Consider the following 22,707-nt stretch of genomic DNA (forward strand, 5'->3'; position numbering starts at 1 on the left):
CACCTCGGACCCTGCTCTTCGCCACGCGGTCGTCCGTGCGCGACAGGAGAATAGCGCAGATTTATCAAAAAGGCTCTTGTCGATCACATCAGTGGTCCAGGGATGGTTGATCTTTGTGAGCCTGTGCTCGATGCCATGTTCGTCGCAGACGCCGTCGAAGATGTGCTCGAAGGCGTGCCGATCGCAGCTCCGGTTGGTGAACTGGATGCCGTTGTCGGTCAGAATGGTATGGATGGCATAGGGCACGGCCGCGATCAGATCCCGAAGGAACTAGGCCATCGCCATTTTGCCCGCCGTCTCGTGCAATTGCACATAAGCGAACTTGGACGTTCGATCGATGGCAACGAAGAGACGCAGCTTGCCCTCGGCGGTCTGCACCTCGGCGATGTCGATGTGGAAATAGCCGATCGGATAGGCTTTGAACTTGTTCTTGGCCGGCTTGTCAGCATCCAGCTGCGGCAGCCTCGAAATGCCATGACGCTGAAGGCAACGATGCAATGACGAGCGCGTCAGATGCGGGATCGTCGGCTGAAGCGCATGCAGACAATCATCCAGCGCCAGCAGCGTGTGCTTGCGAAAGGCGACGATGGCCGCTTCCTCTTCGAGGGACAGCACTGTCGACCTCGGCTCCTTCGGGCCGGTCGGAAGATCGGCGGTCGACGGCCGCTTCCGCCACTTCGCAACCGTCTTCTGATCGATGCCATAGCGCTTGGCCAGTGCCCTCAGGCTCTCTTGACTATGCTGTATTGCTCGACGGACCGCCTCTGTCGTCGTGGCGCGGCCGTGTAGAATCTGTCCCATAGCGCGTCCTTTGATTCGGACGACAATGGTGCGCCATTAAAGCCTGAGATCAAACAACTAGGCTCCCAGTTTGGTCGTTCGAATCGCCGGTCCCGCGGATTTTTTCGCGGACCGTGTCGGCTTGCGTCTTGTCGGTTCGTCCTAGACACGAAAGCCAAAACCGACATGTGAGGAAACACCATGACCACCAAGCTCGATATCGCCCCCGACTCCGACCGCGAACTGGTACTCGCCCGCATCATCGATGCGCCGCGCGAGAACGTCTATCGCTGCTGGACCGAGCCCAAGCTCTTGACGCAATGGTTCGCGCCGAAGCCGTGGACGACGCCACGCGCAGAGATGGACGTTCGCGCCGGCGGCACCAGCCTGGTCGTCATGGCCGGTCCCGACGGCAACGAATTTGCGAACCCTGGCGTCTTCCTCGAAGTCGTGCCGGGCAGGAAGCTCGTCTTCACCGATGCCTATACCAAGGCGTGGGAGCCTTCCGCAAAACCGTTCATGACTGGCGTTGTGACACTCGAGGACGTGGGCGAGGGCAAGACCCGCTATATCGCCCGGGTTGCGCATTGGTCGGTCGCCGACCGCGAACAGCACGAGAAAATGGGTTTTCACGAGGGCTGGGGCCAGTGCGCCGAACAGCTTGAGGAGGTCGCCAAGCGACTTTGATGCAAACGGGAGAGGGAGGTTGATATGTCCAGATCGATGTTTTTCGCCATTTTCGCCTCGGCCGCCGCGCTGTTTGCCGCGCCGGGCACCATCAACGCAGAGGAGGCCAAGCCCGCCATGACGACCGCAACCGCAACATTGCCGAAGCCGGAAAAATCCGGCCTGCTGCCGATCAACGGTCTGAACTATTATTACGCCGTCTACGGCAAGGGCGAGCCGCTGCTTCTACTGCATGGCGGCCTCGGCACGACCGACATGTTCGCGCCGATCCTGCCAAAACTTGCCGAAAACCGCACCGTTATCGGCATTGACCTGCAGGGCCATGGCCGCACCGCACTCGGCGACCGGCCGCTCAGCCTGGAGGCGATGGGCGACGACGTGGCGGCGATCGTCAAGGCGCTCGGCTACCACAAGGTCGACGTCATGGGCTATTCGCTGGGTGGCGGCGTCGCCTTCCGCATGGCCGTCCAGCATCCCCAAACGGTGCGCTGGCTGGTGCTGGTCTCGACCGGCTACGCCGCGGACGGCTTCTATGCCGAGATGCGTGGCCAGCAGGCACAGGTCGGCGCGGCGATGGCCGACATGATGAAGGACACGCCGATGTACAAATCCTACGTCGCGGTTGCGCCGCATCCGGAGGATTTTCCGAAACTGCTCGACCAGCTCGGCGCCCATATGCGCAAGGACTACGACTATTCCGCCGACGTGCAGAAGCTGAAAATGCCGGTGATGCTGGTTTTCGCTGACGGCGACATGTACCGGCCCGAGCACGAGATCAAGTTCTACCAGCTGCTCGGCGGCGGATTGAAGGACGCCGGCTGGATGCGCGAGAACCTGTCGCAGAACCGCCTGGCGATCCTGTCCAACCGCACCCACTACGATGTGTTCTTCGCGCCGGAACTGACAGCCGCCGCGCTGCCGTTCCTCAATGGCGAGACCAAGGTCAAGACCTGGGACGAGGTTGTCAACGAAACGAACTGACGCCCAGTCAATTGTCTGCCGGCCGTCTCCTGCGAGATGGCCGGTTTTCATCTATGAGGCCTTGGCCGACGCATCGGGCCAATCGCATGTCGGCCGGATCAGAGCTATAGATGGCGCCATCAAAGCTTTTCAATTGACGCTGCCACGCCTATCGATAGGTATGCCACCCATTCTCACAGGGAAGGGACTCGGGCGATGGTTGGGTATCAGGGCGGGTGTTTGTGCGGGGCGGTGCGCTACCGCGCCGAGGCGGCACCGATCAATGAGCGCATCTGCCATTGCCGGCTGTGTCAGAAGGCGCTGGGTGCCGCCTTCAACGCGCGCGTGCTGTTCCGCATCGATGATGTGACGGTCGACGGACCGCTGGCGACGGTGAATTCCTCGCCCGATCTCAAGCGCGGCTTTTGCCCGCGCTGCGGCACGACGATGTTTTCCCGGCGCGATTCCGCCGGCATCATCGGCGTCACCACCGGCTCGCTCGACGATCCCTCGGTGTTCAGGCCTGAAATGCATATCTGGACCGCCTCGAAGCAGCCCTGGGTGCAGATCGACGACGGCCTGCCGCAATATGAAGGCGCGCCGCCGCCGGCATGAGGCGAAATCTGTCCAAAATTTAATCCGGAGCGACACGAGATAGCCGGCAAAGCGTCATTGGCGGGCCATCATTGCTGCCTATCTATGGCGGGCGGGCGGGCAGTCGAGGAGGCGACGGATGAACGATAGCATCAACACCCTGGATGAACTCTTGAGCGATCCGATGGTCAAGCTGGTGATGGAGCGCGACCGCGTGCAACCGGCGGAACTTCGCACGCTGCTCGAAGAAAAGGTCCGCCGGGTAGACGATGATGCGCCGGTCAACGATCGCTTTGTACCGCCGGCCCACATGATGGCCACGACCTGCCACAAGCTGTGGCTGTGCAGCTAGGGTCTTCAAGCGGTCAGCCGGAATTTGCCGGCAAATAGCTGTAATGGCTGCGGAAATAGGCAAGCTTGAAGCCGAGGCGTGCATAGTTGCGATAGGCTGGCCCGTCGCGTTCGGCTCGCGGCGCCTCGATATCGGCCACGAACAGTTTTGCACCGGCCGCAAGTCCGTCGCGCACCATCGCTTCGCCGAGCATTGCATCGAGGTCGAAGCTCGGCGCCATGATGCCGGGCACCGGCGCGTCGATGCCGCTCCAGGCCATGCCGTCGGCGCCGATGAACATCGAGCGCACCGCTGCCACCGCGCCTTCCCGCCGCAGCATGTAATGATGCCAGCCGCGTCGACCGGCCAGCGCCAGCAACCACGGTGAGGTCGGCAACCGATATTGGCTGTCGATGAACCCAGCCCATTCCCTTGCCGTTGCCGGCGTCACCCGCTCGACCGAGACATCCTCCGTCGGGAAAAGCGGCTCAGCGGGCAATGGCGTGCCGTCGCGAAAGATGCGCTCCCAGCCGCCCTGACGCTGCAGGCCGCGCGCCTCGAGCCAGCAGCTGAGCGTCGCGGGCTCGGTGTGTGGGTTGGTGTAGAACCAGGGCCGCAGAATGCCGGCGTCGCGATAATGCGCCAGAAGCGCGTCGAGCCGGCTCTCGGTAGCAGCGCTATCGACACCGAAATTCTTGACACAGTTGAAATGGATGAACGGGATCTTCGTGCAGGTGGTCCAGACGAGATCGCCATCTTCGGCGATCGCCAGGCCTTGCCTTTCGGCAAAGTCTGCCGGGGCGGCACGATAAAGATCGAGCCAGGCATCGACCTCGGCGCTTTCGATGGCGCGGCTGAGATCGCGGGATATCTCGTTGATTCCGATGGCGGGCGAGTGTGGCTCCGGCGGGACTAAGGGCGGCAACTCTGACAGGGCGGCGGGCTGCATGTCTTCCTCCCAAGTATGGCCTTACACTGTAAGATTAGCGGAGATTAATCTCATGCCGTGAGTTGTCAAGCGGGATTGCGAGGCAGCGACGTGGCCGAACGTTGGAGGGCCGGCCGACGTCCCGATGCAAGCCCTAACAATTCGATTCAAACTTTGTTGGTAGTTTCTTGTTAGGAATCCAGCTTGGTTTGTCCGGCGGCGTTGTCCTGCCTTCGGTCTGTTGTGTTTTGCGTACAGGTCCAGATGCGGTTATCAGGCGTCGTCATCTTCTCGATCGCAGCGCTGTGCCTTGCCGGCTGCACGTCGACCTCCGGCGTCGATGCGCTGCAAGTGCCGTCCAGCGAGACCACCAGCTCGGTTGTGCGGCCACCCGCGCCGATCGCCTCTGCGGCGAAAGTCGATGCTGCGCCCGCTTTTGCGGAACAGGAGCAGGACGAACAGCCGGTCGCTATCGCGGAGCCCGACCAAAGCGTCGAGCCACCGGCCGAGGTGATCGCGCTGGTATCGCCGCCGAGGCGGCTGACACGCGCAGCGCCAGCAATGCTTGCCGGGCCGGTCACGCGCTATGGTTTTCGCGATGCCAAGCCGATCAATTTTGGCAAGGCATCCTCGCCCAGGCGCCTTGCCATCCACGGCGTCGACGTCTCGCGCTGGCAGGGCAATGTGAACTGGCAAAAGCTGCGCGCCCAGGGCGCCAACTTCGCCTATATCAAGGCGACTGACGGGGGCGACCATCTCGACCCGATGTTCACCAGGAACTGGCGCAATGCCGACGCCGCGGGCCTGAAGCGCGGCGCCTACCATTTCTTCTACTGGTGCCGCACCGCCGGCGAGCAAGCCGACTGGTTCATCCGCAACGTGCCGCGGGTCGAGGGTGCGCTGCCGCCGGTGATCGATGTCGAGTGGAACGGCGAATCCAGCTGCAAGCGGCGCCCGTCGCGCCAAAAAGTGCTGGAGAAGATGCAGGTGTTCATGGACAGGCTGGAACGCCATTACGGCCAGCGGCCGATCATCTACACCGCGCCTGATTTCTACCGCGATAATCTCAGGGGCGCCTTCCCCGATTACCCCTTCTGGCTACGCGCCGTGGCCGCGCACCCGTCAAAGGTCTATCCCGGCCGCAAATGGCTGTTCTGGCAATATTCCGGCTCCGGCCTGTCGCACGGGGTAAGAGGCCGCATCGACCTCAACGTGTTCCATGGCGACGAGAGGGCCTGGCGGGATTGGGTTGGCGGACGGCAGGACGTGGCCGACGCGGAGTGAGGCAGCTCTTCCCTTCTCCCCTTGTGGGAGAAGGTGGATTGGCGCGCAGCGCCAAGACGGTTGAGGGGTGTTGGACGAAGTGCGTCGGTGCCAAGCTGGAGCACCCCTCATCCGACCGAGCTTCGCTCGGCCACCTTCTCCCACAAGGGGAGAAGGGAGGGCGCCGCGCTATCCCCCCTTTGGTTGGTCTCGAACGTCGGCCCTTATCTGAGGATTCCTTGGAGGTCGTCCCCAGGATTGGATAACGTCGTCCCATGCCGCATCAGCCCGTTGCTCCGACCAAACGTCGTTTCGCCCGCTCGATGCGACGCGAGCCGATGGAAGCGGAAGGCCGCCTGTGGCATGAACTGCGCGGACGCAGGCTCGATGGCATCAAATTCCGGCGCCAGGTTCCGGTCGGCAAATTCATCGCCGATTTCATTTGCGCCGAGGCCAGACTGATTGTCGAGATCGATGGCAGCCAGCACGCGGATTCGCACCATGATGGAGAGCGAGACGCCGAATTGAAGGCGAGGGGCTTTCGCGTGTTGCGCTTCTGGAACGACGACGTATTGCGGGATTTGAAACGCCGTCTGTGACACCATCATCGCTTATGTACGAGATGAAAGTTTGCAGCCGTGGCGGTAGCGCGGTCTTCCCTTCTCCCCCTGTGGGAGAAGTTGGATTGGCGCGCTGCGCCAAGACGGTTGAGGGGTGTTGGACGGAGTGCGTCGCTGCCAAGCTGGAACACCCCTCATCCGACCGAGCTTCGCTCGGCCACCTTCTCCCACAAGGGGAGAAGGGAGGGCGTCCCGCTATGCCTCGACATATTCCGCCAGGCTGACACCTTTGGGCACATCCAGTCCATCGGCGCGCAAGCCTTCGATGTGAAAGCGTATTGCGGCGCGAATTTCAGTTTCCACTTCGGGCACCGTGGCACCAGTCGCGATGCAGCCAGGCAGGTCCGGCACGTAAGCGGAAAAATTGTTTCCGGCTTTTTCGATCACCACCGCGTAGCGCATGTCATCACTCCTTTAAACCGGACTGCTTGAGGATACTGTTCAGGGTTCCTGGCGCAACCTCTTCAGACGGCTTGCCGGCCACGGTGACGCGGCCGGCTTTGATTTGATGCTTATATTGGCGATGGCTGCCCTTGGTTGCAACCAGGTACCAGCCGTCGGTCTCCAGCAGGCGAATAATCTCGCGGACCGTAAGCCGAGGTGGCATCAGCTCCTCAGCTACACCCGCTCGTCGCCCCACAAGTATCGCACTTCTCACACGTGCCGTTCCGCACCATCGTGAAATTGTGGCATTCCGAGCATTCGTTGCCGGTATAGCCCTGCATTAACGACTGCTGGCGCCGGTTGGCGGCAAGCGCTTTGGCCTCGGCTGCTTCTTTCGCGGCTTCGTCGGTGAACAGCTCCGTCGGGTCGGACGCTTCCGCGTAGACGATGTCCTCGACCAGTTCCCTGGCGCGCTCCTCGTAGTCGCGCTTGTAGGCGATGGCTTCGTCGCTGGCCGGCTTCAACGTCAGCACGTTGGAACCGGAGAAGGCGGTCGGGGCGGTACGGACTGGAGTTCCGGAACCCGAACCCGCAAAGCCTTTCGGCTCGGCACCCGACACCAGCTTGACCGGCGAGGCGCCGCGGGTCAGGCCCTTGGAGAAGGGCGTCGCCTTGCCTTCGTTGATGCCGCGCCCGAGCGCGGTTTTGTCGAAGTCCGACTGGTCGACATGGGCGAGGTCATGGCGGCCGAGATAGGAGACGGCCAGTTCGCGGAACACGTAATCGAGGATCGACGTGGCGTTCTTGATGGCGTCGTTGCCCTGCACCATGCCGGCCGGCTCGAATTTGGTGAAGGTGAAGGCCTCGACATATTCGTCGAGCGGCACGCCATATTGCAGGCCGAGCGAGATGGCGATGGCGAAGTTGTTCATCATCGCACGGAAGGCCGCACCTTCCTTGTGCATGTCGATGAAGATCTCGCCGATACGACCGTCATCGAACTCGCCGGTCCTGAGATAGACCTTGTGGCCGCCGACGACCGCTTTCTGGGTATAGCCCTTGCGGCGGTTCGGCAGTTTTTCGCGGTCGCGGTAGAGACGCTCGACGACGCGCTCGACGATCTTCTCGGTCACCTGCACGGCGCGCTGCGCGGCCGGTGCCGCGATCAGCTGCTCGACGGCTTCGTCCTCGTCCTCCTCGCCGTCGGCGAGTAGCGAGGCGTTGAGCGGCTGCGAGAGCTTCGAGCCGTCGCGATAGAGCGCGTTGGCCTTCAGCGCCAGCTTCCACGACAGCATGTAGGCACCTTTGGCGTCTTCCACCGTCGCGTCGTTCGGCATGTTGATGGTCTTGGAAATGGCGCCGGAGATGAAGGGCTGCGCCGCCGCCATCATCATAATGTGGCTGTTGATCGACAGCGAACGCTTGCCGATCTTGCCGCACGGGCTGGCGCAGTCGAACACCGGCAGGTGTTCGGCCTTCAGGAACGGTGCGCCTTCCAGCGTCATCGCCCCGCAGACATGGATATTGGCGGCCTCGATGTCCTTCTTCGAGAAACCCAGCGCCGGCAGCATCTCGAACGAGAAATCGTTGAGCTGCTCGTCGGTGAAGCCAAACGTCTCCTTCACCCAGTCGGCGCCCAGCGTCCACTGGTTGAAGACGAACTTGATGTCGAAGGCCGACTTCAGCGCGGCGTTGAGCGCCGCGATCTTGTCGTCGGTAAAACCTTTTGCCTTGAGCGAGCCGGGGTTGACGGCAGGCGCCTGGTTGAGATTGCCGTGGCCGACGGCATAGGCCTCGATCTCGGCGATCTGGCTCTCGGAATAGCCGAGCGTGCGCAGCGCTTCCGGAACGGCACGGTTGATGATCTTGAAGTAGCCGCCGCCCGCGAGCTTCTTGAACTTTACCAGCGCGAAGTCGGGCTCGATGCCGGTGGTGTCGCAATCCATCACCAGGCCGATGGTGCCGGTCGGTGCGATCACCGTTGCCTGTGCGTTGCGATAGCCATGCTCCTCGCCAAGCTCAATGGCGCGGTCCCAGGCGGCCTTGGCATGGTCGGCAAGCTCCTGCTGCTTGAGATCCGATGCGACCAGCGGCACCGGGTTGACGGCAAGCTTCTCGTAGCCGTCCCTTTCGCCATAGGCAGCGCGGCGGTGGTTGCGCATGACGCGCAGCATGTTCTGCGCATTGCGGTCATAATCGGGGAAGGCGCCGAGCTCGGCGGCCATTTCGGCCGAAGTGGCATAGGCGGTGCCGGTCATGATCGCGGTGAGCGCGGCGCAGATGGCGCGGCCCTCGTCGGAATCGTAGGGAATGCCCGAGGTCATCAGCAGGCCGCCAATATTGGCGTAGCCGAGGCCGAGCGTGCGGTACTCGTAGGAAAGCCTGGCGATCTCCTTCGACGGGAACTGCGCCATCATGACGGAGATTTCCAGCACCATGGTCCACAGCCGCACCGTGTGCTCGTAGGCTGATATGTCGATGGTGCCGTCGGCGTTGCGGTAGGGCAGAAGGTTGATCGAGGCCAGATTGCAGGCAGTGTCGTCGAGGAACATATATTCGGAGCACGGGTTGGACGCCCGGATCGCACCGGCCGAGGCGCAGGTGTGCCAGTCGTTCATCGTCGTGTTGAAGTGCAGGCCCGGATCGGCCGACGCCCAGGCGGCATAGCCGATCTTTTCCCAGAGATCGCGCGCCTTTAGTGTCTTCAGCACCTTGCCGTCCTTGCGGGCGGTGAGATGCCAGTCGCCGTCCTGCTCGACGGCGCGCAGGAAATCGTCCTTCAGCGACACCGAATTGTTGGAGTTCTGGCCGGAAACGGTGAGATAGGCGTCCGAATCCCAGTCGGTGTCGTAGGTCTTGAACGACATCGAGGTGTAGCCCTGCTTGGCGAACTGGATGACGCGGTAAATGTAGTTCTCCGGCACCGCGTCCTTCTTGGCCGCCTTGATCTCGCGCTTCAGCGCGGTGTTGACCGCCGGGTCGAAGCAATCGTCGCCATTGCCTTCGCAGTTGATGCAGGCCTTCATGATCGCTTCGAGGTGCTTCTTGACGATCTTCGAGCCGGTGACCAGCGAGGCTACCTTCTGCTCCTCATTGACCTTCCAGTCGATGAATTCCTCGATATCGGGATGGTCGGCGTCGACAATGACCATTTTCGCGGCGCGGCGCGTCGTGCCGCCCGATTTGATGGCGCCCGCCGCGCGGTCGCCGATCTTCAGGTAGCTCATCAGGCCGGACGAGCGGCCGCCGCCGGCCAGCTTTTCGCCTTCGCCGCGCAGCATCGAGAAGTTGGAGCCGGTGCCGGAGCCGTATTTGAACAGCCGCGCCTCACGCACCCACAAATCCATGATGCCGCCCTCATTGACGAGGTCGTCCTGCACGCCCTGGATAAAGCAGGCATGCGGCTGCGGATGCTCGTAGGAAGACTTCGACTTGGTCAGCTTGCCGGTGAACGGGTCGACATAGAAATGGCCCTGGCTCGGGCCGTCGATGCCATAGGCCCAGTGCAGGCCGGTGTTGAACCATTGCGGCGAGTTCGGCGCGACGCGCTGGGTGGCCAGCATATAGGCGAGCTCGTCGCGGAAGGCGCGCGCGTCATCCTCCGACTTGAAGTAGCCGCCCTTCCAGCCCCAATAGGTCCAGGTGCCGGCAAGCCGGTCGAAGACCTGGCGGGCATCGGTCTCGGAACCGTAGCGCTCGGCTTCCGGCAGCTTGGCCAGTTCCGCCTCGTCGGCGACGGAGCGCCACAGGAACGAGGGGACTTGCGTTTCTTCGACCTTCTTCAACCGTGCGGGCACGCCCGCCTTGCGGAAATATTTCTGCGCCAGGATATCGGCGGCAACCTGGGAGAACTGAGCCGGCACATCGATGTTGTCCAAGCGGAACACCACCGAGCCATCCGGATTCTTGATCTCGGAAAGCGCCTTGCGGAATTCGATCTCCGCGTAGGCAGATTGTCCTGGCTTGGTGAAACGACGCTCGATGCGCATTGGTCCGGTCCCTTTTGTCTACATATAGCGCTTTTCCCAGAGGATTTCTGCCCTCTTGACGAAACGCGCATGTCCGCCGTCTGCCGGCGTTCGAAAACCGCCGGCTCTCATCTTCACAGTCTCCGCCGCCCTGCCGGTCGAACCTCTTGCGAGGTCGCTGTCCAACGCGCTGACGGACCCTGTGGGTCCCTCAAAAACTGAAAACTTTTTGCAACACCCTCAATCGAGGGAAATTCACATTATCTAGCGTCGAACCTACCTGCAAACACTAAATATAGTATTAACAGACAATTTATTCAAGTCCGACAATCCTCCCTTTCGCCCCAAAAAGGCTTCGAAATTCCACGCCTCCGCCGGCCTCGTGAACAGGCAGGAATGCGGGTAAAACGCACATATTCCGGGAAAAAGACCGGGCTCGAAACTTTTCCGGTCGCGCTCTCAACAGGAGCGCATGGCCTATAAAAGGCGACTCGTTTTGCGGCGTCAAGGATTCGTTTGCGTAGCTTTTATGACCCCAACATCTTGTGTGTCACATATGTGGATAACGGGGATAGAAGCGGAGCGCAACGGAGGAGGTTCGGCTCTGCGTGGAGGCGCTTCGGCCGCCGCCTTCGCGGCACCTGACCGCGGCTATGCGCGACTCGGGCTCAGGAGAACCGGTGCGGATCCGTGCAGAAATGGGCGATGACCTGGGAGAGGTCAGGTTCGTTGACCATACGCACTGCCTCGGCGGCCCTGACCCATTTGCGGGTGCGTGCCCGCTTTTCCTTCCACCGGTCGGCGACCTTGTCGACCTGCAGCGGGAACACCAGGACCTCGCATGGCACTTCCTCGCCGGTAGCCAGCACCTTGGCATAGAAATAGCGGCCGGCCTCGTGATGCGAGATCGTGCCGCTCAGGCCGGCCTCCTCGCCGGCTTCGCGTGCCGCTGCTTCGCAAAGCGGCTCCTTTGCTTCCGGCCAGCCCTTGGGAAGCACCCAGCGGCCGGTATCGCGGCTGGTGATCAACATGACCTCCACGCCGTCCTCGCTATCGCGCCAAGGCAGCGCTGCAACCTGCAGGCGACTCGGCACCGCGCCGAAGAGTCGCTGGACCCTTTCGGCCAGATGGTTGTGCGTCGTTGGCCTCGTCAACATCGGAGAAGCTTGCCCCAGCTTCCAGAATCATTTGCCGTCTCATGAATCTTACGGCTAATTATAAGCAATAAAAGTAAAAAATGTTTCATGGACCAGCGAGATTCTGCCGATTTGCGCCGGTCTCGCCCAAATGGGGCGGCCGCGCGAGCATCAAGCCGGCATTTCTCGGCTGCGGATGGTGCCTTGGGCGGGCTGGTTGCAATGAGCGGCGGTGCCGCGAATCAGCCGGCGTGGTCGTCGGCGATCGGCTTCTGGTAGGTGAAGCCCATGTCCCAGGGAAAATAGATCCAGGTGTCCTGGCTGACCTCGGTGATGAAGGTGTCGACCATCGGCCTGCCTTTCGGCTTGGCGTAGACGGTGGCGAAGTGCGCCTTGGGCATCATCGCGCGCACGATGCCTGCCGTCTTGCCGGTGTCGGTAAGGTCGTCGATGATCAGCACGCCGGCCCCGTCATCCACGAGCAGCGCCGGCGTGACCTCCTTCAGCACCTGCAACTGCCCCTGGCTGGTGTAGTCGTGGTAGGAGGCGACGCAGACCGTCTCGATGATGCGGATGCCGAGCTCGCGCGAAATGATGGCGGCCGGAACCAGGCCGCCGCGCGTGATGCAGACGATCGCCTTCCATTGCCCCTTGTTGGCGCCGGCAAGCCGCCAGGCGAGCGCGCGCGCGTCGCGGTGGAACTGGTCCCAGGAGACCGGGAAGGCTTTTTCGGGCAGGGACATCTCTCGCGCACTCCGCAAGCGCGCATTGCGCGCTAGAACATGGTGGAATGCGCGCGGAATTAACTGGAAAGGCTTGGCCTTGGCAAGGGCGCGGCAAAGCGATTGTCCTGCCAGCGATCCCTGTGGACCTAGAGCCTGTTCCATCCCGACATAATCGGGATGGGGCTCTATTCTTTTTTCTTGAGCATGATCTTTCCGAAAACCGGATTCCACTTTTCGGGATCATGCTCTAACGCGACAGGAAGGCCGCCACCGGCGCGGTGCGCAGCACCGTTCGCGTCACCCCGCCGAACAGCAGCTGGCGCAGCCAGGAATGGCTGTAGGCGCCGAGCACAAGCAAGTCCGCACCCGATTCGGCGACCCTGGTCTGGATGATGTCGTCGACTGAGGCGCCTCCGGACCTCAGCACCGAGACGCTGACGGTCGCGCCGTGCCTGGACAACGAGGCGGCGATCTCGGCGCCGGCCGTTTCCGGCGCCTCTTCGAGCGTGTCCGGCGGGTCGATGACGACAATGTCCGTCTTCTCGGCCTCGATGATGAAGGGCAGGGCATCGAAGGCCGCGCGCGCGGCTTCCTTGCTGCCGTTCCAGGCGAGCAGCACGTGCTTGAAGCTGGTGACCAGCGGACCCGAATGCGGCACCACCAGCACCGGCCGGCCGGCATCGTAGACCAGCGTGTCGACGTCGGCGCTCGGATCGCCGCTCGATTCGAGCTGCGCGGCGATGATCAGGTCCGCGGTGCGAACGGTCGAGATGCCGGTCAGCGCGCTGTCGCCGGAAAAACTCTCGAGGCTGCGCCATTCGAAGGAGAGGCCGGAATTCTCGACGCGCCTGAGAAAGGCCGCCTGCAATTTCTCGGCGCGCTCCCGGTTCATGTCGGCGGAAACCTGCAGGAACTCGGTGTCCGGAAAGCCGGTGGCCGAGGTGTAGGGCACGGGCAGCGCCTCGGCATGAATGCCGATCAGATGACTCTGGAACCGGCTGGCCAGTGGAATCGCGCAGTCGAGGACGCGCTCGGCGTCCGGTTCATTCTGCAATATGGCGACGATGGTCTTGAATCGCATGGCAGTCCCTCATTTCTTACGGCGATCCTACCCGTGACAAACGTCACTGCGCGATGCTTGGTTCCGACACACCGGCCGATCAGCCCACCCTGCTTGCCTTGGTCAAACCCGCCACCATAGCCTGGACGTCGATCCGTGCGGCATCCAGCGCCTGCTGGCTGCGGGCGCGTACCACGAGTTCGGTCCAGAATTTGCCGTCGCCATATTTAGGATAGGAGCCGATGATCGTGTCCGGATGCGCCTTCTGGATGTCACCCAGCGGTCCGCCGATCAGGCCTTCGCCGAACGGACATTCCACGGTGGCCGACAGCATTTTGGTGCCGGCCCGCAACGTCGGCACGACATTGTCGAGCATCGCCTGGAAAATCGCCGGCACGCCGGCCATGACATGGACGTTGCCGATGCGAAAGCCCGGCGCAACCGACACCGGATTGTCGATGTGATCGGCCCCACGCGGCATCCGCGCCATGCGCTTGCGCGCTTCGGTGTATTCGATGCCGCGGGCGGCGTAGCTTGCTTCTAGCAGGGCGTAGGCTTTGGCGTCGTATTCGCACGGCACACCAAAGGCCTTGGCGATGGAATCGGCAGTGATGTCGTCATGCGTCGGGCCGATGCCGCCGGTGGTGAAAACATAGGTGTAGCGGGCGCGCAGCGCATTCACCGCAGCGACGATTTCGTCTTCCTCGTCCGGAACGATGCGCACTTCCTTCAGGTCGATGCCGATCGCCGTCATGATGTCGGCGAGGTGGCCGATGTTCTTGTCCTTGGTGCGGCCGGACAGAATCTCGTCGCCGATGACGAGCATGGCGGCGGTGACGATTTCGGTCATGGCGGGCTCCGGCAAACGGGTCGCCTGAGATAGCGCGGCGGACCGCCGGCGGCAATGCCGCCAAACGACGGATCCACCTGTGCCACCTCTCTTGCGGTGGAACCTGCGGCGGGTGATGCTGCGCGCTGGTTCGGGCGCTGAGTGAAAAATGCCGGTATTAATTCTGCTATTGCTGCTCGGCGCGCTATTTCTGCTGGTGCTGGTCGTGGCAGCCTATCCGCTGCTGGCGACGCGGCGGATTGCGGCGAAAGCCGAAAGGCTGGTGCCGGCCAGCGGCAAATTCATCGAGATCGACGGCAACCGCATCCATTATGTCGAGACGGGCGAGGGGCGGCCGATCGTCTTCCTGCACGGCCTCGGCGCGCAGCTTCATCATTTCCGCCACACGCTGTTCGGACGTTTCGGCCTGAACTATCGGCTGATCGCGCTCGACCGCCCGGGCTCCGGCTATTCGGTGCGGGCCAGGGGCGCCAGCGGGCGGCTGCCCGAGCAGGCCGAAATCGTGCGGCGCCTCATCGAAATGCTGGGACTGGAAAAGCCGCTGATCGTCGGCCATTCACTGGGTGGCGCCATCGCGCTGACGCTGGCTGTCGAGCATCCCGAGGCGATTTCCGGCATCGCCTTGCTGGCGCCGCTGACCCATATGGAGCCGGACGCGCGCGAGAAGTTCGGCCCGCTATACATTAAGTCGCCGTTGCGGCGCCGAATCATGGCTCATACGGTGGCGATCCCGGCGGCTCTCAAATATGCAGAACGCACGCTGGCCTTCATCTTCGCGCCGGAGACGGCGCCGGCCGACTATATGGTCGAGGGCGGCGGCTGGTGCGGGCTGAGGCCCAGCCATTTCTACGCGACATCGACCGATGTCGTGGCCATCGAGCACGACCTTGGCCGCATCGAGCAACGCTATGGTGAGATCACCATGCCGGCCGGCATTCTGTTTGGTGCTTCCGATCTCGTGCTGGGCATCGATATCCATGGCTGGCCGGTGGTGGAAAAGATCAGGGGGCTCGATTTCGAGGCTGTCGAGGGGCTTGGCCACATGCCGCAATTCGTCGAGCCGGAACGGGTCGTCGCTTTCATCGAACGCATTGCCGACCGCGCATTTGCGCCGAAGTCCGACACCAGCAGCTGACACGCTCCCGGAACCTCACGCATTCCTCACGCAAAGGTGTCCAAGCCTGCCCACCTTAACAATTTTTAATGCAACCTCGGGCCGAGCCACAGGTTGTAGACCCGTCGCAGAAAGGCGACGACATCTGAAACCTCCCCCGAAACGGAGAAGACTTTATGATTACGAAAATTCTTGCTGCCTCGGTGTTCGCACTCGGCATCGCCAGTTCGGCGATGGCCCAATCGTCGGACACATACTCCTCCCAGACCCGTCATCGCCCGGTCTACGAAAACGAGCAGCCGGTCGATCGGAACACCACCGGCAGCATCTATGGCGGGAACTCGGGTCCGGGCACTCAGGTCATTCCAAGCCCGCTCGGTCCTTGCGCATCGCACACGCCTGGCCCCGACGCCAACGCCAACACCAATGTCAACGATCAATACTGCGGCAAGTAATCGGCCGCGATCTCGGCCGGCAGGGTGCCCGCCTCGGGCATCCCGGCCGCCGGGAATACCTCAACCTAATCACGATGTCGGCTATTCCTTCACGGCTCCGGTCATCGAGGAAACATAGTGTTCGACAAAGAACGAATAGAGCACCACCACCGGCAGTGAACCGATTAGCGCTCCCGCCATCAGCGCCCCCCATTCATAGACATCCGAGCGCACCAGCTCTGTGAGCACGCCGACCGGCACAGTCTTGTTTTCGGACGACTGGATGAAAGTCAAGGCGTAGATGAACTCGTTCCATGACAGGGTGAATGCAAAAATGCCGGCGGAAATCAGGCCCGGCACCGACAGCGGCAGCACGATCTTGGTGAGGATCTGCCAGCGGCTCGCCCCGTCGATCAGCGCGCATTCTTCCAGCTCGAACGGGATCGAGCGGAAGTACCCCATCAACAGCCATGTGCAGAACGGGATCAGGAAGGTCGGATAGGTGAGGATGAGAGCGAAGGGCGTGTCGTAAAGCCCAAGGTTGAACACCATCACCGACAGCGGAATGAACAGGATCGAGGGCGGCACGAGATAGGCAAGGAAGACCGCGAGGCCGACCTGCCGCGCCCCGGAAAACCTCAAGCGCTCGATCGCATAGGCAGCGAACACCGCAGCCAGCAGCGACAGGAAAGTGGCGGCGGTCGAGATGATGATCGTGTTGAGCAGCCAGCCCGGATAGGACGTCTCGAAGAGAAGATAACGGATATGCTCGAGCGTCGGATGCACCACCCAGAACGGATTGAAATTGGCGTAGTCGGTCATCTCGAGATTGGGCTTAACCGCCGTGATCGTCATCCAGTAAAATGGAAACAACAGCACGATGACGAATACCAGCAGCGGCAGATAGACCGTCACCACGCGGCGCGGCACGCTCTGCAGGTAGCCCATGCCGCCTTCGTCGAGTTCCGGGCGTTTGCTCGTTTCGATCGCGGTCATATCAATCTCCGCCGCCCTGCTGCCATTTGCGGCGTTGCAGGCCGAAATAGCTGAACAGGATTGCTGCCAACAGGAACGGGATCATGGCCACTGCGATCGCGGCGCCTTCGCCAAGCTGGCCTCCGGAAATGCCGCGCTGGAACGACAGCGTCGCCATCAGATGGGTGGCATTCACCGGCCCGCCGCGTGTCAGCACATAGATCAGCTGGAAATCGGTGAAGGTGAACAGCACCGAAAACGTCATGGTTATGGCGATGATCGGCGTCAGCAGCGGCAGCGTCACATAGCGGAACAATTGCCAGCGGCTGGCGCCGTCGAGCGTGGCGGCCTCGTAGAGCGACTGCGGAATCGTCTGCAGGCCGGCAAGCAGCGTGATGGCGACGAAAGGAATGCCGCGCCAGACATTGGCGGCGATGACCGAAGCCCGCGCATTCTCCGGATCGCCGAGGAAATTGATGCGATGGTCGATCAGGCCCATTTCCATAAGCGCCCAGGACAGGATGGAGAACTGCGAATCGTAGATCCACCAGAAGGCGATGGCCGACAGCACCGTCGGCACCACCCATGGCAGCAGGACGATCGCGCGGAAGAACGACTTGAAGGGCAGGTTCTGGTTGAGGATAAGCGCCAGCCAGAGGCCGAGCGCGAATTTCAGGATCGAGGCGCTGATCGTGTAGAGCAAGGTGTTGAAGACGGAGAGCCAGAAGACGGCGTCATCCCATAGATATTCATAGTTCTCGAAGCCGATGAAGATGCCGGGGCGGCCGATGCGGGCATCGGTGAAGCCGAGCCAGACGCCGAGCCCGAGCGGATAAGTCAGGAAAACCAGCAGCAACGCCGCCGCCGGCAGCATGAAGCCGAAGCCAAGCGCGTTATGACTTTCAGACACAAACGTCAGAATGCGCGACAGCGTCGACCGGCGTGGCTGAGCGGCAGCGGAGGTCACGGCCATGGGTCGGCTCCTCTAAGGTCTCATTGATCGGCCGGGCGGCCGTGCACGATTGCCGAACCGGGCAGCGCGGTCGCGGCTGCCCGGTTGAGCTCGGCTCAAACGCGATAGTAGCGGTTTGCGCGCTTTTCGGCCTCTTCCATCGCCTCTTGCGGCGTTGCCTGGCCGGTCACCGCCTTGGCGAACATGTCGACCAGCACATAATCGGCCATGGTCGCCGCCGAGGCGTAGCCGAGCGGCCCGGCATAGCCGTTGGGCCGCAGCGTCGCCGAGGCCTTGGCGTAGGCGGCATTGTTCGGATCGGCCGTCCACACCGGGTTGTTGTCGAAGGCCTTGAGCGTCTGGCAGCAATAGCCCGCCGAGGACGTGATCCACTGCGACATTTGCGGATCCTCGAACATGAACTGCAGGTAGGCCTTGGCCGCGTTGGGGTAGGGCGTGTAGTCGAAGATGACGGCCGTGGTCACCTGGAACAGCTCGACGGATTTTCCGACCGGACCGATAGGCAGGTTGGTGGTGCGGATGTCCTTGGCTATCTCAGTGAGCTTCGGATCCTTGTCCTTGTTGATCTTGGCGGTGTTGTAGGCGGAAATGCCGTTGGCGATGACGCTCAATTGCCCGGCCAGGAAGGCGCGGTTGTTGTTGACGTCGAGCCAGCTTTCGGTGCCCGGAATGAAAGTCTTGTAGAGTTGCTGCGCGTATTCGATCGCCTTGAGCGTCTCGGCGCTGTTGATCGTCACCTTGCCGCTCTCGTCGACCATCTGACCGCCATGGCTCCACAGCAGCCAGTGAGCGTAGTTGTTGCCGTCGCCGACGCCGTGGCCATGCGTGAAGCCGGCCGGGTGCCCCTTCGCCTGCAACGCCTTGCAAAGCTCGAGCAAGCCTGCCGTGTCCTTCGGAAATTCGGAGAAGCCGGCCTCTTTCACCCAGCTTTCACGATAGACTATGGCATTGCCGATGGTGGCCAGCGGCAGGCCGATGAATTTGCCCTCGCGTGTCGCATATTGGTGCGGTCCGTCGTGCCAGCCGCCGTATTTCGAGCCGAGATATTCGCCCAGCTCCGTCACGTCGTGCAGCTTGTCGGGATATTGATGCGGGTCGTCGAACCAGACCAACATCAGGTCCGGGCCGGAGCCGACATTGGCGGCGACCGCCGCCTTGGGGCGAATGTCCTCCCAGCTTTCCTTGTCGACGCGAACCTCGACGCCGGTCGCTTCGGTGAAGCGCTTGGTGTTGGCCAGCCATTGATCCTCGTCGCCCTGCACGAAAGGTGACCAGCGCAGCAGCCTGAGTTTGGCGCCGTCCTCGGGCTTGTATTTCAATCCATCCTGGGCAAAGGCCGGAGAGCCGATGAGCCGGCTTCCCAAGGCTCCCGCCGCAGCGCCGGCGGTGGTGCGGATCACGTCGCGTCTGGTGAATTTCATGCTCGCTTCCTCCTGCTTATTGTCCCTGCCGTGCAGTCCTACTGCTCGATGAGTGTTTCGAATCGCTGTCCGGTTTCGCCGTGAAAGAGATGGATGAGGCCAGGCTCGGCCGTAAGCCGGATGGTTTCGCCCGGCGTGAAGGAATGGCGTTCCCGGAAATTTGCGACGATCTCTTCGCCGCCGGCGGTGCGGCCGATGAGCTGCACTTCGGACCCTGTCGGCTCGACCACCGCGACGGTGACCGGAATGCCCTGATGGTCGGACAGCCGTAAATGCTCGGGCCGTATTCCCAGCACTACCGGCTCACCATTGCCGATGGAAAGTGCTGAGGCCAACGGGACTGAAATCCCTCCGGCGCCGCGAAAAAACGGCGAACCGTCGGTTGCGATCTCGCCCCTGAGCATATTCATGGCCGGCGAGCCGATGAAACTGGCGACAAAGAGGTTGTTCGGCCGGTCGTAGAGTTCGAGCGGCGGCCCGATCTGCTCGACGATGCCGTCATGCATGACGACGATCTTGTCGGCCATGGTCATCGCCTCGATCTGGTCGTGGGTGACGTACACCGTCGTCGTCTTCAGGCGCTGGTGCAGCTCCTTGATCTCGGCGCGCATCTGCACCCTGAGCTTGGCGTCGAGGTTGGACAACGGCTCGTCGAACAGGAAGACCTGCGGGTCGCGCACGATCGCCCGGCCCATGGCGACGCGCTGGCGCTGGCCGCCGGAAAGCTGGCGCGGATAGCGCGACAGCAGCGGCACCAGCCCGAGAATTTCGGCTGCGCGCTGCACGCCGGCATCGCTCTCTGTCTTGGAAACACCCTTGAGCATCAGCGAGAACGCCATGTTCTCGGCGACCGTCATATGCGGGTAGAGTGCATAGTTCTGGAAGACCATGGCGACGTCGCGTTCTTTTGGCGCAACGTTGTTGACGACACGTTTCCCAATCGCGATCTGGCCACGCGAGATCTTTTCCAGGCCGGCGATCATCCTGAGCAGGGTCGACTTTCCGCAACCCGAAGGCCCGACCAGCGTGACGAACTCGCCGTCGTCTATATCGACGCTGACCCCGTGCAGGACCTCGACGGTCCCAAATGATTTGTAGACATCGCCGATCGCGACAGACGCCATCGATTTCCTCCCGACTGATTCCTGCGACGACTTCGAAGGAAACCGCTTCCTGTCTGGACCGCGACCAAGCTCCTCCCTGGTCACGCGCGACGTAAAACGGTAGCGCTACCAAACCGGCCTGTAAAGCGACCCAAGTCTAATTGAAGACCTCGTCCTAATCCGAAACCTCGGTTTGCGGCCTGTCACGGCCATCGGCGAGCTCGTCGTGCCATTTGCCGTCGGCGTCCTCGTACTGGATGCCGTCGGTATTGCCGGCGACCTGCTGTTCGGCCGAAGCGATCTCGGCGGCGCGCAACGCGTCCTGATGGGTGGGGAACGTTTCGGAGAATGTCGAGCCGACCTTGTAGGCCCAGCCTCCGTCATGCTCGACGATCTTGTAGGTCAGTTTCGCCATGAAACCCTCCGGTTGAAAGCCCGTTGCCTCAATGCAGCCTATCGTCGGCCAGTCTGTCGTCTGGCAGCCTGTCGTCTGCGACCAGCACGTCCGATTCCCTGGCGGCTTCGATCAATGCCCGGCGCGCATCCGCCGTCGAACGATAACCTTCCAGCACTTTTAGGCAAGTGTCGAGGGCATCACGATGACGCGGCCCACGATTGAGTGGCCAGACCGTCATCAGGCACTCCGCCGCCTCCTGGGCGCTGCGGATATGGCGATATTTGCCGACATGGCCGAGCTCGACCACGACAGGCTTTTCAAATGGCTTGCTGTCCATCATCGCCGCCAACGCGGAACGGCCGATTTGGTTGCAGCTATTTTAGCTCAGGCGAAAATAGCTCAATAGTCGCAATCGTTGCGCAGCCAGCGTGCGTTCGCCCAGCCGGTGCGGCCGCCGAAATCGACCTGGTACCAGTTTCCGCGGCGGTCGAAGATCTCGGTTTGGTCGCCGTTGAACAATTGCCCGATCATGCGCGACGACGAGTTCGGTCGCGCCCGAACGGCGAGAAAGCCGCTTCCCGTTGCCAGACTGTAGTGCCTGGAAAGACCGTGCACCGTACCTTCGCAATATTGCGCCCCGGCCGGCGTCGATGCGGCGAACGACAGCCCGGCCAAAACCGCGGCTACGACCGCAATGGAAGTCCCCCTGAACGACATGTCTCTGCTCCCCCGACCCGCCGCGCTCAGCCGCAGCCCTGGCCACTCTACACCGGCAGAGGATTAAAGCGAAGCTATGGTGCCCTATCCAGTGAGACGAACCCGCCGCCGTCGGTTCGCCGCCTTCATCCAGTGCTGCCCCGCATCCAATGCTGCATCGTCGTCACCGAGCGGGCAAGCTGCGGCGCCGGATGGATCTTCTCGCCGAAGGCGGCCGCGGCGCGCCAGCCCCAGCGCGGATCGGCAAGGAAGGCGCGCGCCAGCGCCACCATGTCGGCGCGCCCATCGGCGACGATCGCCTCGGCCTGTTTCGGATCGTCGATCAGGCCGACCGCCCGCGTCGCGATGCCGGTGGCCTTGCGCATCGCTTCGGCCAGATGCACCTGGTAGCCTGGGCCGGTCGGCAGCTTCTGCAACGGCGAGTTGCCGCCGCTCGAGCAGCAGAGATAGGCGACGCCGACCTCCTTCAGCGCTTTTGCCACTTCGATCGCATCCTCGACCTCGAAGCCGCCATCGACCCATTCCTTGATCGACAGACGCGCCCCCAGCATCAGCCTGGGCACCGCCTGCTTCACCGCCTTGGCGATCTCGACGGCGAAACGCATGCGGTTTTCCAGCGAGCCGCCCCACCGGTCGGTGCGCCGGTTGGAGAGCGGCGACAGGAACTGGAAGATCAGATAGCCATGCGCGGCATGCAGCTCGATGAAGTCGAAGCCGGCGCGCTCGGCCCGCCGTGCCGCTTCGGCGAAGCGTTCGATGATTTGCAGGATCTCGTCATCCTCCAGCGCCCGCGGCACTTGCCAGCCGGTGTCGTAGGCGATCGCCGAGGCCGACACGATCGGCCACGGATCCTGATCGGCGTGCAGCGGGCCGCCGCCCTCCCAAGGTTTGCGGTTGGAGGCCTTGCGGCCGGCATGGGCAAGCTGCGTACCGAATTTCGTGCCCGGCGCGGCGACGCGCTTGGCTGCATCCAGCGTGCGTCGCGCCGCCGCCTCGTTGTCCTCGGAATAGAGGCCGAGACAGCCATGCGAAATGCGGCCGCGCCGTTCGACGTCGGTCATCTCGACAGTGACCATGCCGGCGCCGGACATCGCCAGGTTCATCCAGTGATAGAGGTGCCAGTCGCTGGCCGAGCCGTCCTCGGCCGAATACTGGCACATCGGCGCGACGGCGATGCGGTTGGGGAAGGTGAGGCCGTCGAGGGTGATCGGCTGGAAAAGAGATGAGGTCATAAAAAACTCCGGAAAGGGTTGCCGCTATTTAGGCAGCCACTTGCAGATGCGCCAG

The 22,707-nt window shown here is 62.4% G+C and carries 24 protein-coding genes and 1 pseudogene; 7 read left to right on the top strand and 18 right to left on the bottom strand.

Annotation, left to right across the window (positions count from 1 at the left end; genetic code table 11):
• Positions 1-75 precede the first annotated feature (75 nt).
• Positions 76-801: pseudogene (locus NKJ08_RS14380) on the bottom strand (DDE-type integrase/transposase/recombinase); the annotation flags it as partial.
• Between the two features lie 180 nt (positions 802-981).
• On the opposite strand from NKJ08_RS14380, the gene NKJ08_RS14385 reads away from it, so the two are divergent.
• The 4 genes from NKJ08_RS14385 to NKJ08_RS14400 all read left to right on the top strand — a co-directional run bounded on the left by NKJ08_RS14385 (position 982) and on the right by NKJ08_RS14400 (position 3,373).
• Complete coding sequence (locus NKJ08_RS14385) at positions 982-1,467, top strand: SRPBCC family protein (RefSeq protein ID WP_352777582.1); 486 nt, start codon at positions 982-984, stop codon at positions 1,465-1,467.
• Positions 1,468-1,491: 24 nt separating this feature from the next.
• Entirely contained in the window at positions 1,492-2,448 is a 957-nt protein-coding gene (locus tag NKJ08_RS14390) for an alpha/beta fold hydrolase (RefSeq protein WP_352782016.1), read from the top strand.
• A 195-nt stretch (positions 2,449-2,643) separates the two neighbouring features.
• A complete protein-coding gene (locus NKJ08_RS14395) occupies positions 2,644-3,042 on the top strand; it encodes a GFA family protein (protein ID WP_352526586.1) in 399 nt (132 codons plus the stop codon).
• Between the two features lie 118 nt (positions 3,043-3,160).
• Positions 3,161-3,373, top strand: coding sequence for a hypothetical protein (locus tag NKJ08_RS14400; RefSeq protein ID WP_352526584.1), 213 nt, complete (start codon positions 3,161-3,163; stop codon positions 3,371-3,373).
• 13 nt (positions 3,374-3,386) lie between these two features.
• Here the strand turns inward: NKJ08_RS14400 and NKJ08_RS14405 are convergent, their stop codons facing one another.
• A complete protein-coding gene (locus NKJ08_RS14405) occupies positions 3,387-4,301 on the bottom strand; it encodes a hypothetical protein (RefSeq protein ID WP_352777585.1) in 915 nt (304 codons plus the stop codon).
• Positions 4,302-4,544: 243 nt separating this feature from the next.
• On the opposite strand from NKJ08_RS14405, the gene NKJ08_RS14410 reads away from it, so the two are divergent.
• The gene (locus NKJ08_RS14410) at positions 4,545-5,564 is read left to right on the top strand and encodes a GH25 family lysozyme (protein WP_352526580.1); all 1,020 of its coding nucleotides are present in this window, start codon (positions 4,545-4,547) and stop codon (positions 5,562-5,564) included.
• Between the two features lie 203 nt (positions 5,565-5,767).
• Here the strand turns inward: NKJ08_RS14410 and NKJ08_RS39030 are convergent, their stop codons facing one another.
• From NKJ08_RS39030 to NKJ08_RS14450, 8 genes are all read right to left on the bottom strand, one after another.
• Positions 5,768-6,151: a hypothetical protein gene (locus NKJ08_RS39030; RefSeq protein ID WP_502896010.1), complete on the bottom strand. Its 384-nt coding sequence runs from the start codon at positions 6,149-6,151 to the stop codon at positions 5,768-5,770.
• A 207-nt stretch (positions 6,152-6,358) separates the two neighbouring features.
• Entirely contained in the window at positions 6,359-6,565 is a 207-nt protein-coding gene (locus tag NKJ08_RS14420) for a type II toxin-antitoxin system HicB family antitoxin (protein WP_352526576.1), read from the bottom strand.
• A 4-nt stretch (positions 6,566-6,569) separates the two neighbouring features.
• Complete coding sequence (locus NKJ08_RS14425) at positions 6,570-6,770, bottom strand: type II toxin-antitoxin system HicA family toxin (protein ID WP_352526575.1); 201 nt, start codon at positions 6,768-6,770, stop codon at positions 6,570-6,572.
• 7 nt (positions 6,771-6,777) lie between these two features.
• A complete protein-coding gene (locus tag NKJ08_RS14430) occupies positions 6,778-10,536 on the bottom strand; it encodes a vitamin B12-dependent ribonucleotide reductase (protein ID WP_352782019.1) in 3,759 nt (1,252 codons plus the stop codon).
• A gap of 647 nt (positions 10,537-11,183) precedes the next feature.
• Entirely contained in the window at positions 11,184-11,672 is a 489-nt protein-coding gene (locus NKJ08_RS14435) for an NUDIX hydrolase (protein ID WP_352526571.1), read from the bottom strand.
• Between the two features lie 221 nt (positions 11,673-11,893).
• Positions 11,894-12,394, bottom strand: a complete 501-nt coding sequence (gene gpt, locus NKJ08_RS14440) for a xanthine phosphoribosyltransferase (RefSeq protein ID WP_352526569.1) — start codon at positions 12,392-12,394, stop codon at positions 11,894-11,896.
• Between the two features lie 229 nt (positions 12,395-12,623).
• Complete coding sequence (locus tag NKJ08_RS14445; protein ID WP_352782021.1) at positions 12,624-13,457, bottom strand: universal stress protein; 834 nt, start codon at positions 13,455-13,457, stop codon at positions 12,624-12,626.
• A gap of 79 nt (positions 13,458-13,536) precedes the next feature.
• Positions 13,537-14,286, bottom strand: a complete 750-nt coding sequence (locus NKJ08_RS14450; RefSeq protein WP_352526566.1) for a competence/damage-inducible protein A — start codon at positions 14,284-14,286, stop codon at positions 13,537-13,539.
• A gap of 148 nt (positions 14,287-14,434) precedes the next feature.
• Between NKJ08_RS14450 and NKJ08_RS14455 the strand changes: the two genes are divergently transcribed.
• Both NKJ08_RS14455 and NKJ08_RS14460 read left to right on the top strand, forming a co-directional pair.
• On the top strand, positions 14,435-15,421 hold the full coding sequence (locus NKJ08_RS14455) for an alpha/beta fold hydrolase (protein ID WP_352777590.1): 987 nt from the start codon (positions 14,435-14,437) through the stop codon (positions 15,419-15,421).
• A 155-nt stretch (positions 15,422-15,576) separates the two neighbouring features.
• Positions 15,577-15,855, top strand: coding sequence for a hypothetical protein (locus NKJ08_RS14460; protein ID WP_352777593.1), 279 nt, complete (start codon positions 15,577-15,579; stop codon positions 15,853-15,855).
• 81 nt (positions 15,856-15,936) lie between these two features.
• On the opposite strand, the gene NKJ08_RS14465 is transcribed toward NKJ08_RS14460, so the two are convergent.
• The 8 genes from NKJ08_RS14465 to NKJ08_RS14500 form a co-directional block, all read right to left on the bottom strand.
• Complete coding sequence (locus NKJ08_RS14465; protein ID WP_352782024.1) at positions 15,937-16,830, bottom strand: carbohydrate ABC transporter permease; 894 nt, start codon at positions 16,828-16,830, stop codon at positions 15,937-15,939.
• A 1-nt stretch (position 16,831) separates the two neighbouring features.
• Positions 16,832-17,683, bottom strand: a complete 852-nt coding sequence (locus NKJ08_RS14470; protein WP_502896011.1) for a carbohydrate ABC transporter permease — start codon at positions 17,681-17,683, stop codon at positions 16,832-16,834.
• A gap of 194 nt (positions 17,684-17,877) precedes the next feature.
• Positions 17,878-19,203, bottom strand: coding sequence for an ABC transporter substrate-binding protein (locus tag NKJ08_RS14475; protein ID WP_352777596.1), 1,326 nt, complete (start codon positions 19,201-19,203; stop codon positions 17,878-17,880).
• 38 nt (positions 19,204-19,241) lie between these two features.
• Entirely contained in the window at positions 19,242-20,327 is a 1,086-nt protein-coding gene (locus NKJ08_RS14480; protein ID WP_352777598.1) for an ABC transporter ATP-binding protein, read from the bottom strand.
• Between the two features lie 154 nt (positions 20,328-20,481).
• Positions 20,482-20,721 (bottom strand): DUF2188 domain-containing protein, encoded by a 240-nt coding sequence (locus tag NKJ08_RS14485; RefSeq protein WP_023674770.1) that lies wholly within the window; start codon positions 20,719-20,721, stop codon positions 20,482-20,484.
• A gap of 28 nt (positions 20,722-20,749) precedes the next feature.
• Positions 20,750-21,043: a DUF982 domain-containing protein gene (locus NKJ08_RS14490; protein ID WP_352467305.1), complete on the bottom strand. Its 294-nt coding sequence runs from the start codon at positions 21,041-21,043 to the stop codon at positions 20,750-20,752.
• Positions 21,044-21,102: 59 nt separating this feature from the next.
• Positions 21,103-21,420 carry an SH3 domain-containing protein gene (locus NKJ08_RS14495; RefSeq protein ID WP_352526554.1) on the bottom strand — a complete coding sequence of 106 codons (318 nt, stop codon included), beginning with the start codon at positions 21,418-21,420 and terminating at the stop codon, positions 21,103-21,105.
• 125 nt (positions 21,421-21,545) lie between these two features.
• Positions 21,546-22,652, bottom strand: coding sequence for an NADH:flavin oxidoreductase/NADH oxidase (locus NKJ08_RS14500; protein WP_352526553.1), 1,107 nt, complete (start codon positions 22,650-22,652; stop codon positions 21,546-21,548).
• Between the last annotated feature and the right edge of the window lie 55 nt (positions 22,653-22,707).

The organism is Mesorhizobium sp. M0244 (genome assembly GCF_040321795.1).
In the GTDB taxonomy this organism is placed as follows: Bacteria; Pseudomonadota; Alphaproteobacteria; order Rhizobiales; family Rhizobiaceae; genus Mesorhizobium.

Excerpts from the sequence above, each read along its gene's own strand:
- NKJ08_RS14385 (WP_352777582.1), top strand. The coding sequence starts at position 982 with ATGACCACCAAGCTCGATATCGCCCCCGACTCCGACCGCGAACTGGTA.
- NKJ08_RS14390 (WP_352782016.1), top strand. The coding sequence starts at position 1,492 with ATGTCCAGATCGATGTTTTTCGCCATTTTCGCCTCGGCCGCCGCGCTG.
- NKJ08_RS14395 (WP_352526586.1), top strand. The coding sequence starts at position 2,644 with ATGGTTGGGTATCAGGGCGGGTGTTTGTGCGGGGCGGTGCGCTACCGC.
- NKJ08_RS14400 (WP_352526584.1), top strand. The coding sequence starts at position 3,161 with ATGAACGATAGCATCAACACCCTGGATGAACTCTTGAGCGATCCGATG.
- NKJ08_RS14405 (WP_352777585.1), bottom strand. The coding sequence starts at position 4,301 with ATGCAGCCCGCCGCCCTGTCAGAGTTGCCGCCCTTAGTCCCGCCGGAG.
- NKJ08_RS14410 (WP_352526580.1), top strand. The coding sequence starts at position 4,545 with ATGCGGTTATCAGGCGTCGTCATCTTCTCGATCGCAGCGCTGTGCCTT.
- NKJ08_RS39030 (WP_502896010.1), bottom strand. The coding sequence starts at position 6,151 with ATGATGGTGTCACAGACGGCGTTTCAAATCCCGCAATACGTCGTCGTT.
- NKJ08_RS14420 (WP_352526576.1), bottom strand. The coding sequence starts at position 6,565 with ATGCGCTACGCGGTGGTGATCGAAAAAGCCGGAAACAATTTTTCCGCT.
- NKJ08_RS14425 (WP_352526575.1), bottom strand. The coding sequence starts at position 6,770 with ATGCCACCTCGGCTTACGGTCCGCGAGATTATTCGCCTGCTGGAGACC.
- NKJ08_RS14430 (WP_352782019.1), bottom strand. The coding sequence starts at position 10,536 with ATGCGCATCGAGCGTCGTTTCACCAAGCCAGGACAATCTGCCTACGCG.
- NKJ08_RS14435 (WP_352526571.1), bottom strand. The coding sequence starts at position 11,672 with ATGTTGACGAGGCCAACGACGCACAACCATCTGGCCGAAAGGGTCCAG.
- gpt (WP_352526569.1), bottom strand. The coding sequence starts at position 12,394 with ATGTCCCTGCCCGAAAAAGCCTTCCCGGTCTCCTGGGACCAGTTCCAC.
- NKJ08_RS14445 (WP_352782021.1), bottom strand. The coding sequence starts at position 13,457 with ATGCGATTCAAGACCATCGTCGCCATATTGCAGAATGAACCGGACGCC.
- NKJ08_RS14450 (WP_352526566.1), bottom strand. The coding sequence starts at position 14,286 with ATGACCGAAATCGTCACCGCCGCCATGCTCGTCATCGGCGACGAGATT.
- NKJ08_RS14455 (WP_352777590.1), top strand. The coding sequence starts at position 14,435 with ATGCCGGTATTAATTCTGCTATTGCTGCTCGGCGCGCTATTTCTGCTG.
- NKJ08_RS14460 (WP_352777593.1), top strand. The coding sequence starts at position 15,577 with ATGATTACGAAAATTCTTGCTGCCTCGGTGTTCGCACTCGGCATCGCC.
- NKJ08_RS14465 (WP_352782024.1), bottom strand. The coding sequence starts at position 16,830 with ATGACCGCGATCGAAACGAGCAAACGCCCGGAACTCGACGAAGGCGGC.
- NKJ08_RS14470 (WP_502896011.1), bottom strand. The coding sequence starts at position 17,683 with ATGCTGCCGGCGGCGGCGTTGCTGCTGGTTTTCCTGACTTATCCGCTC.
- NKJ08_RS14475 (WP_352777596.1), bottom strand. The coding sequence starts at position 19,203 with ATGAAATTCACCAGACGCGACGTGATCCGCACCACCGCCGGCGCTGCG.
- NKJ08_RS14480 (WP_352777598.1), bottom strand. The coding sequence starts at position 20,327 with ATGGCGTCTGTCGCGATCGGCGATGTCTACAAATCATTTGGGACCGTC.
- NKJ08_RS14485 (WP_023674770.1), bottom strand. The coding sequence starts at position 20,721 with ATGGCGAAACTGACCTACAAGATCGTCGAGCATGACGGAGGCTGGGCC.
- NKJ08_RS14490 (WP_352467305.1), bottom strand. The coding sequence starts at position 21,043 with ATGATGGACAGCAAGCCATTTGAAAAGCCTGTCGTGGTCGAGCTCGGC.
- NKJ08_RS14495 (WP_352526554.1), bottom strand. The coding sequence starts at position 21,420 with ATGTCGTTCAGGGGGACTTCCATTGCGGTCGTAGCCGCGGTTTTGGCC.
- NKJ08_RS14500 (WP_352526553.1), bottom strand. The coding sequence starts at position 22,652 with ATGACCTCATCTCTTTTCCAGCCGATCACCCTCGACGGCCTCACCTTC.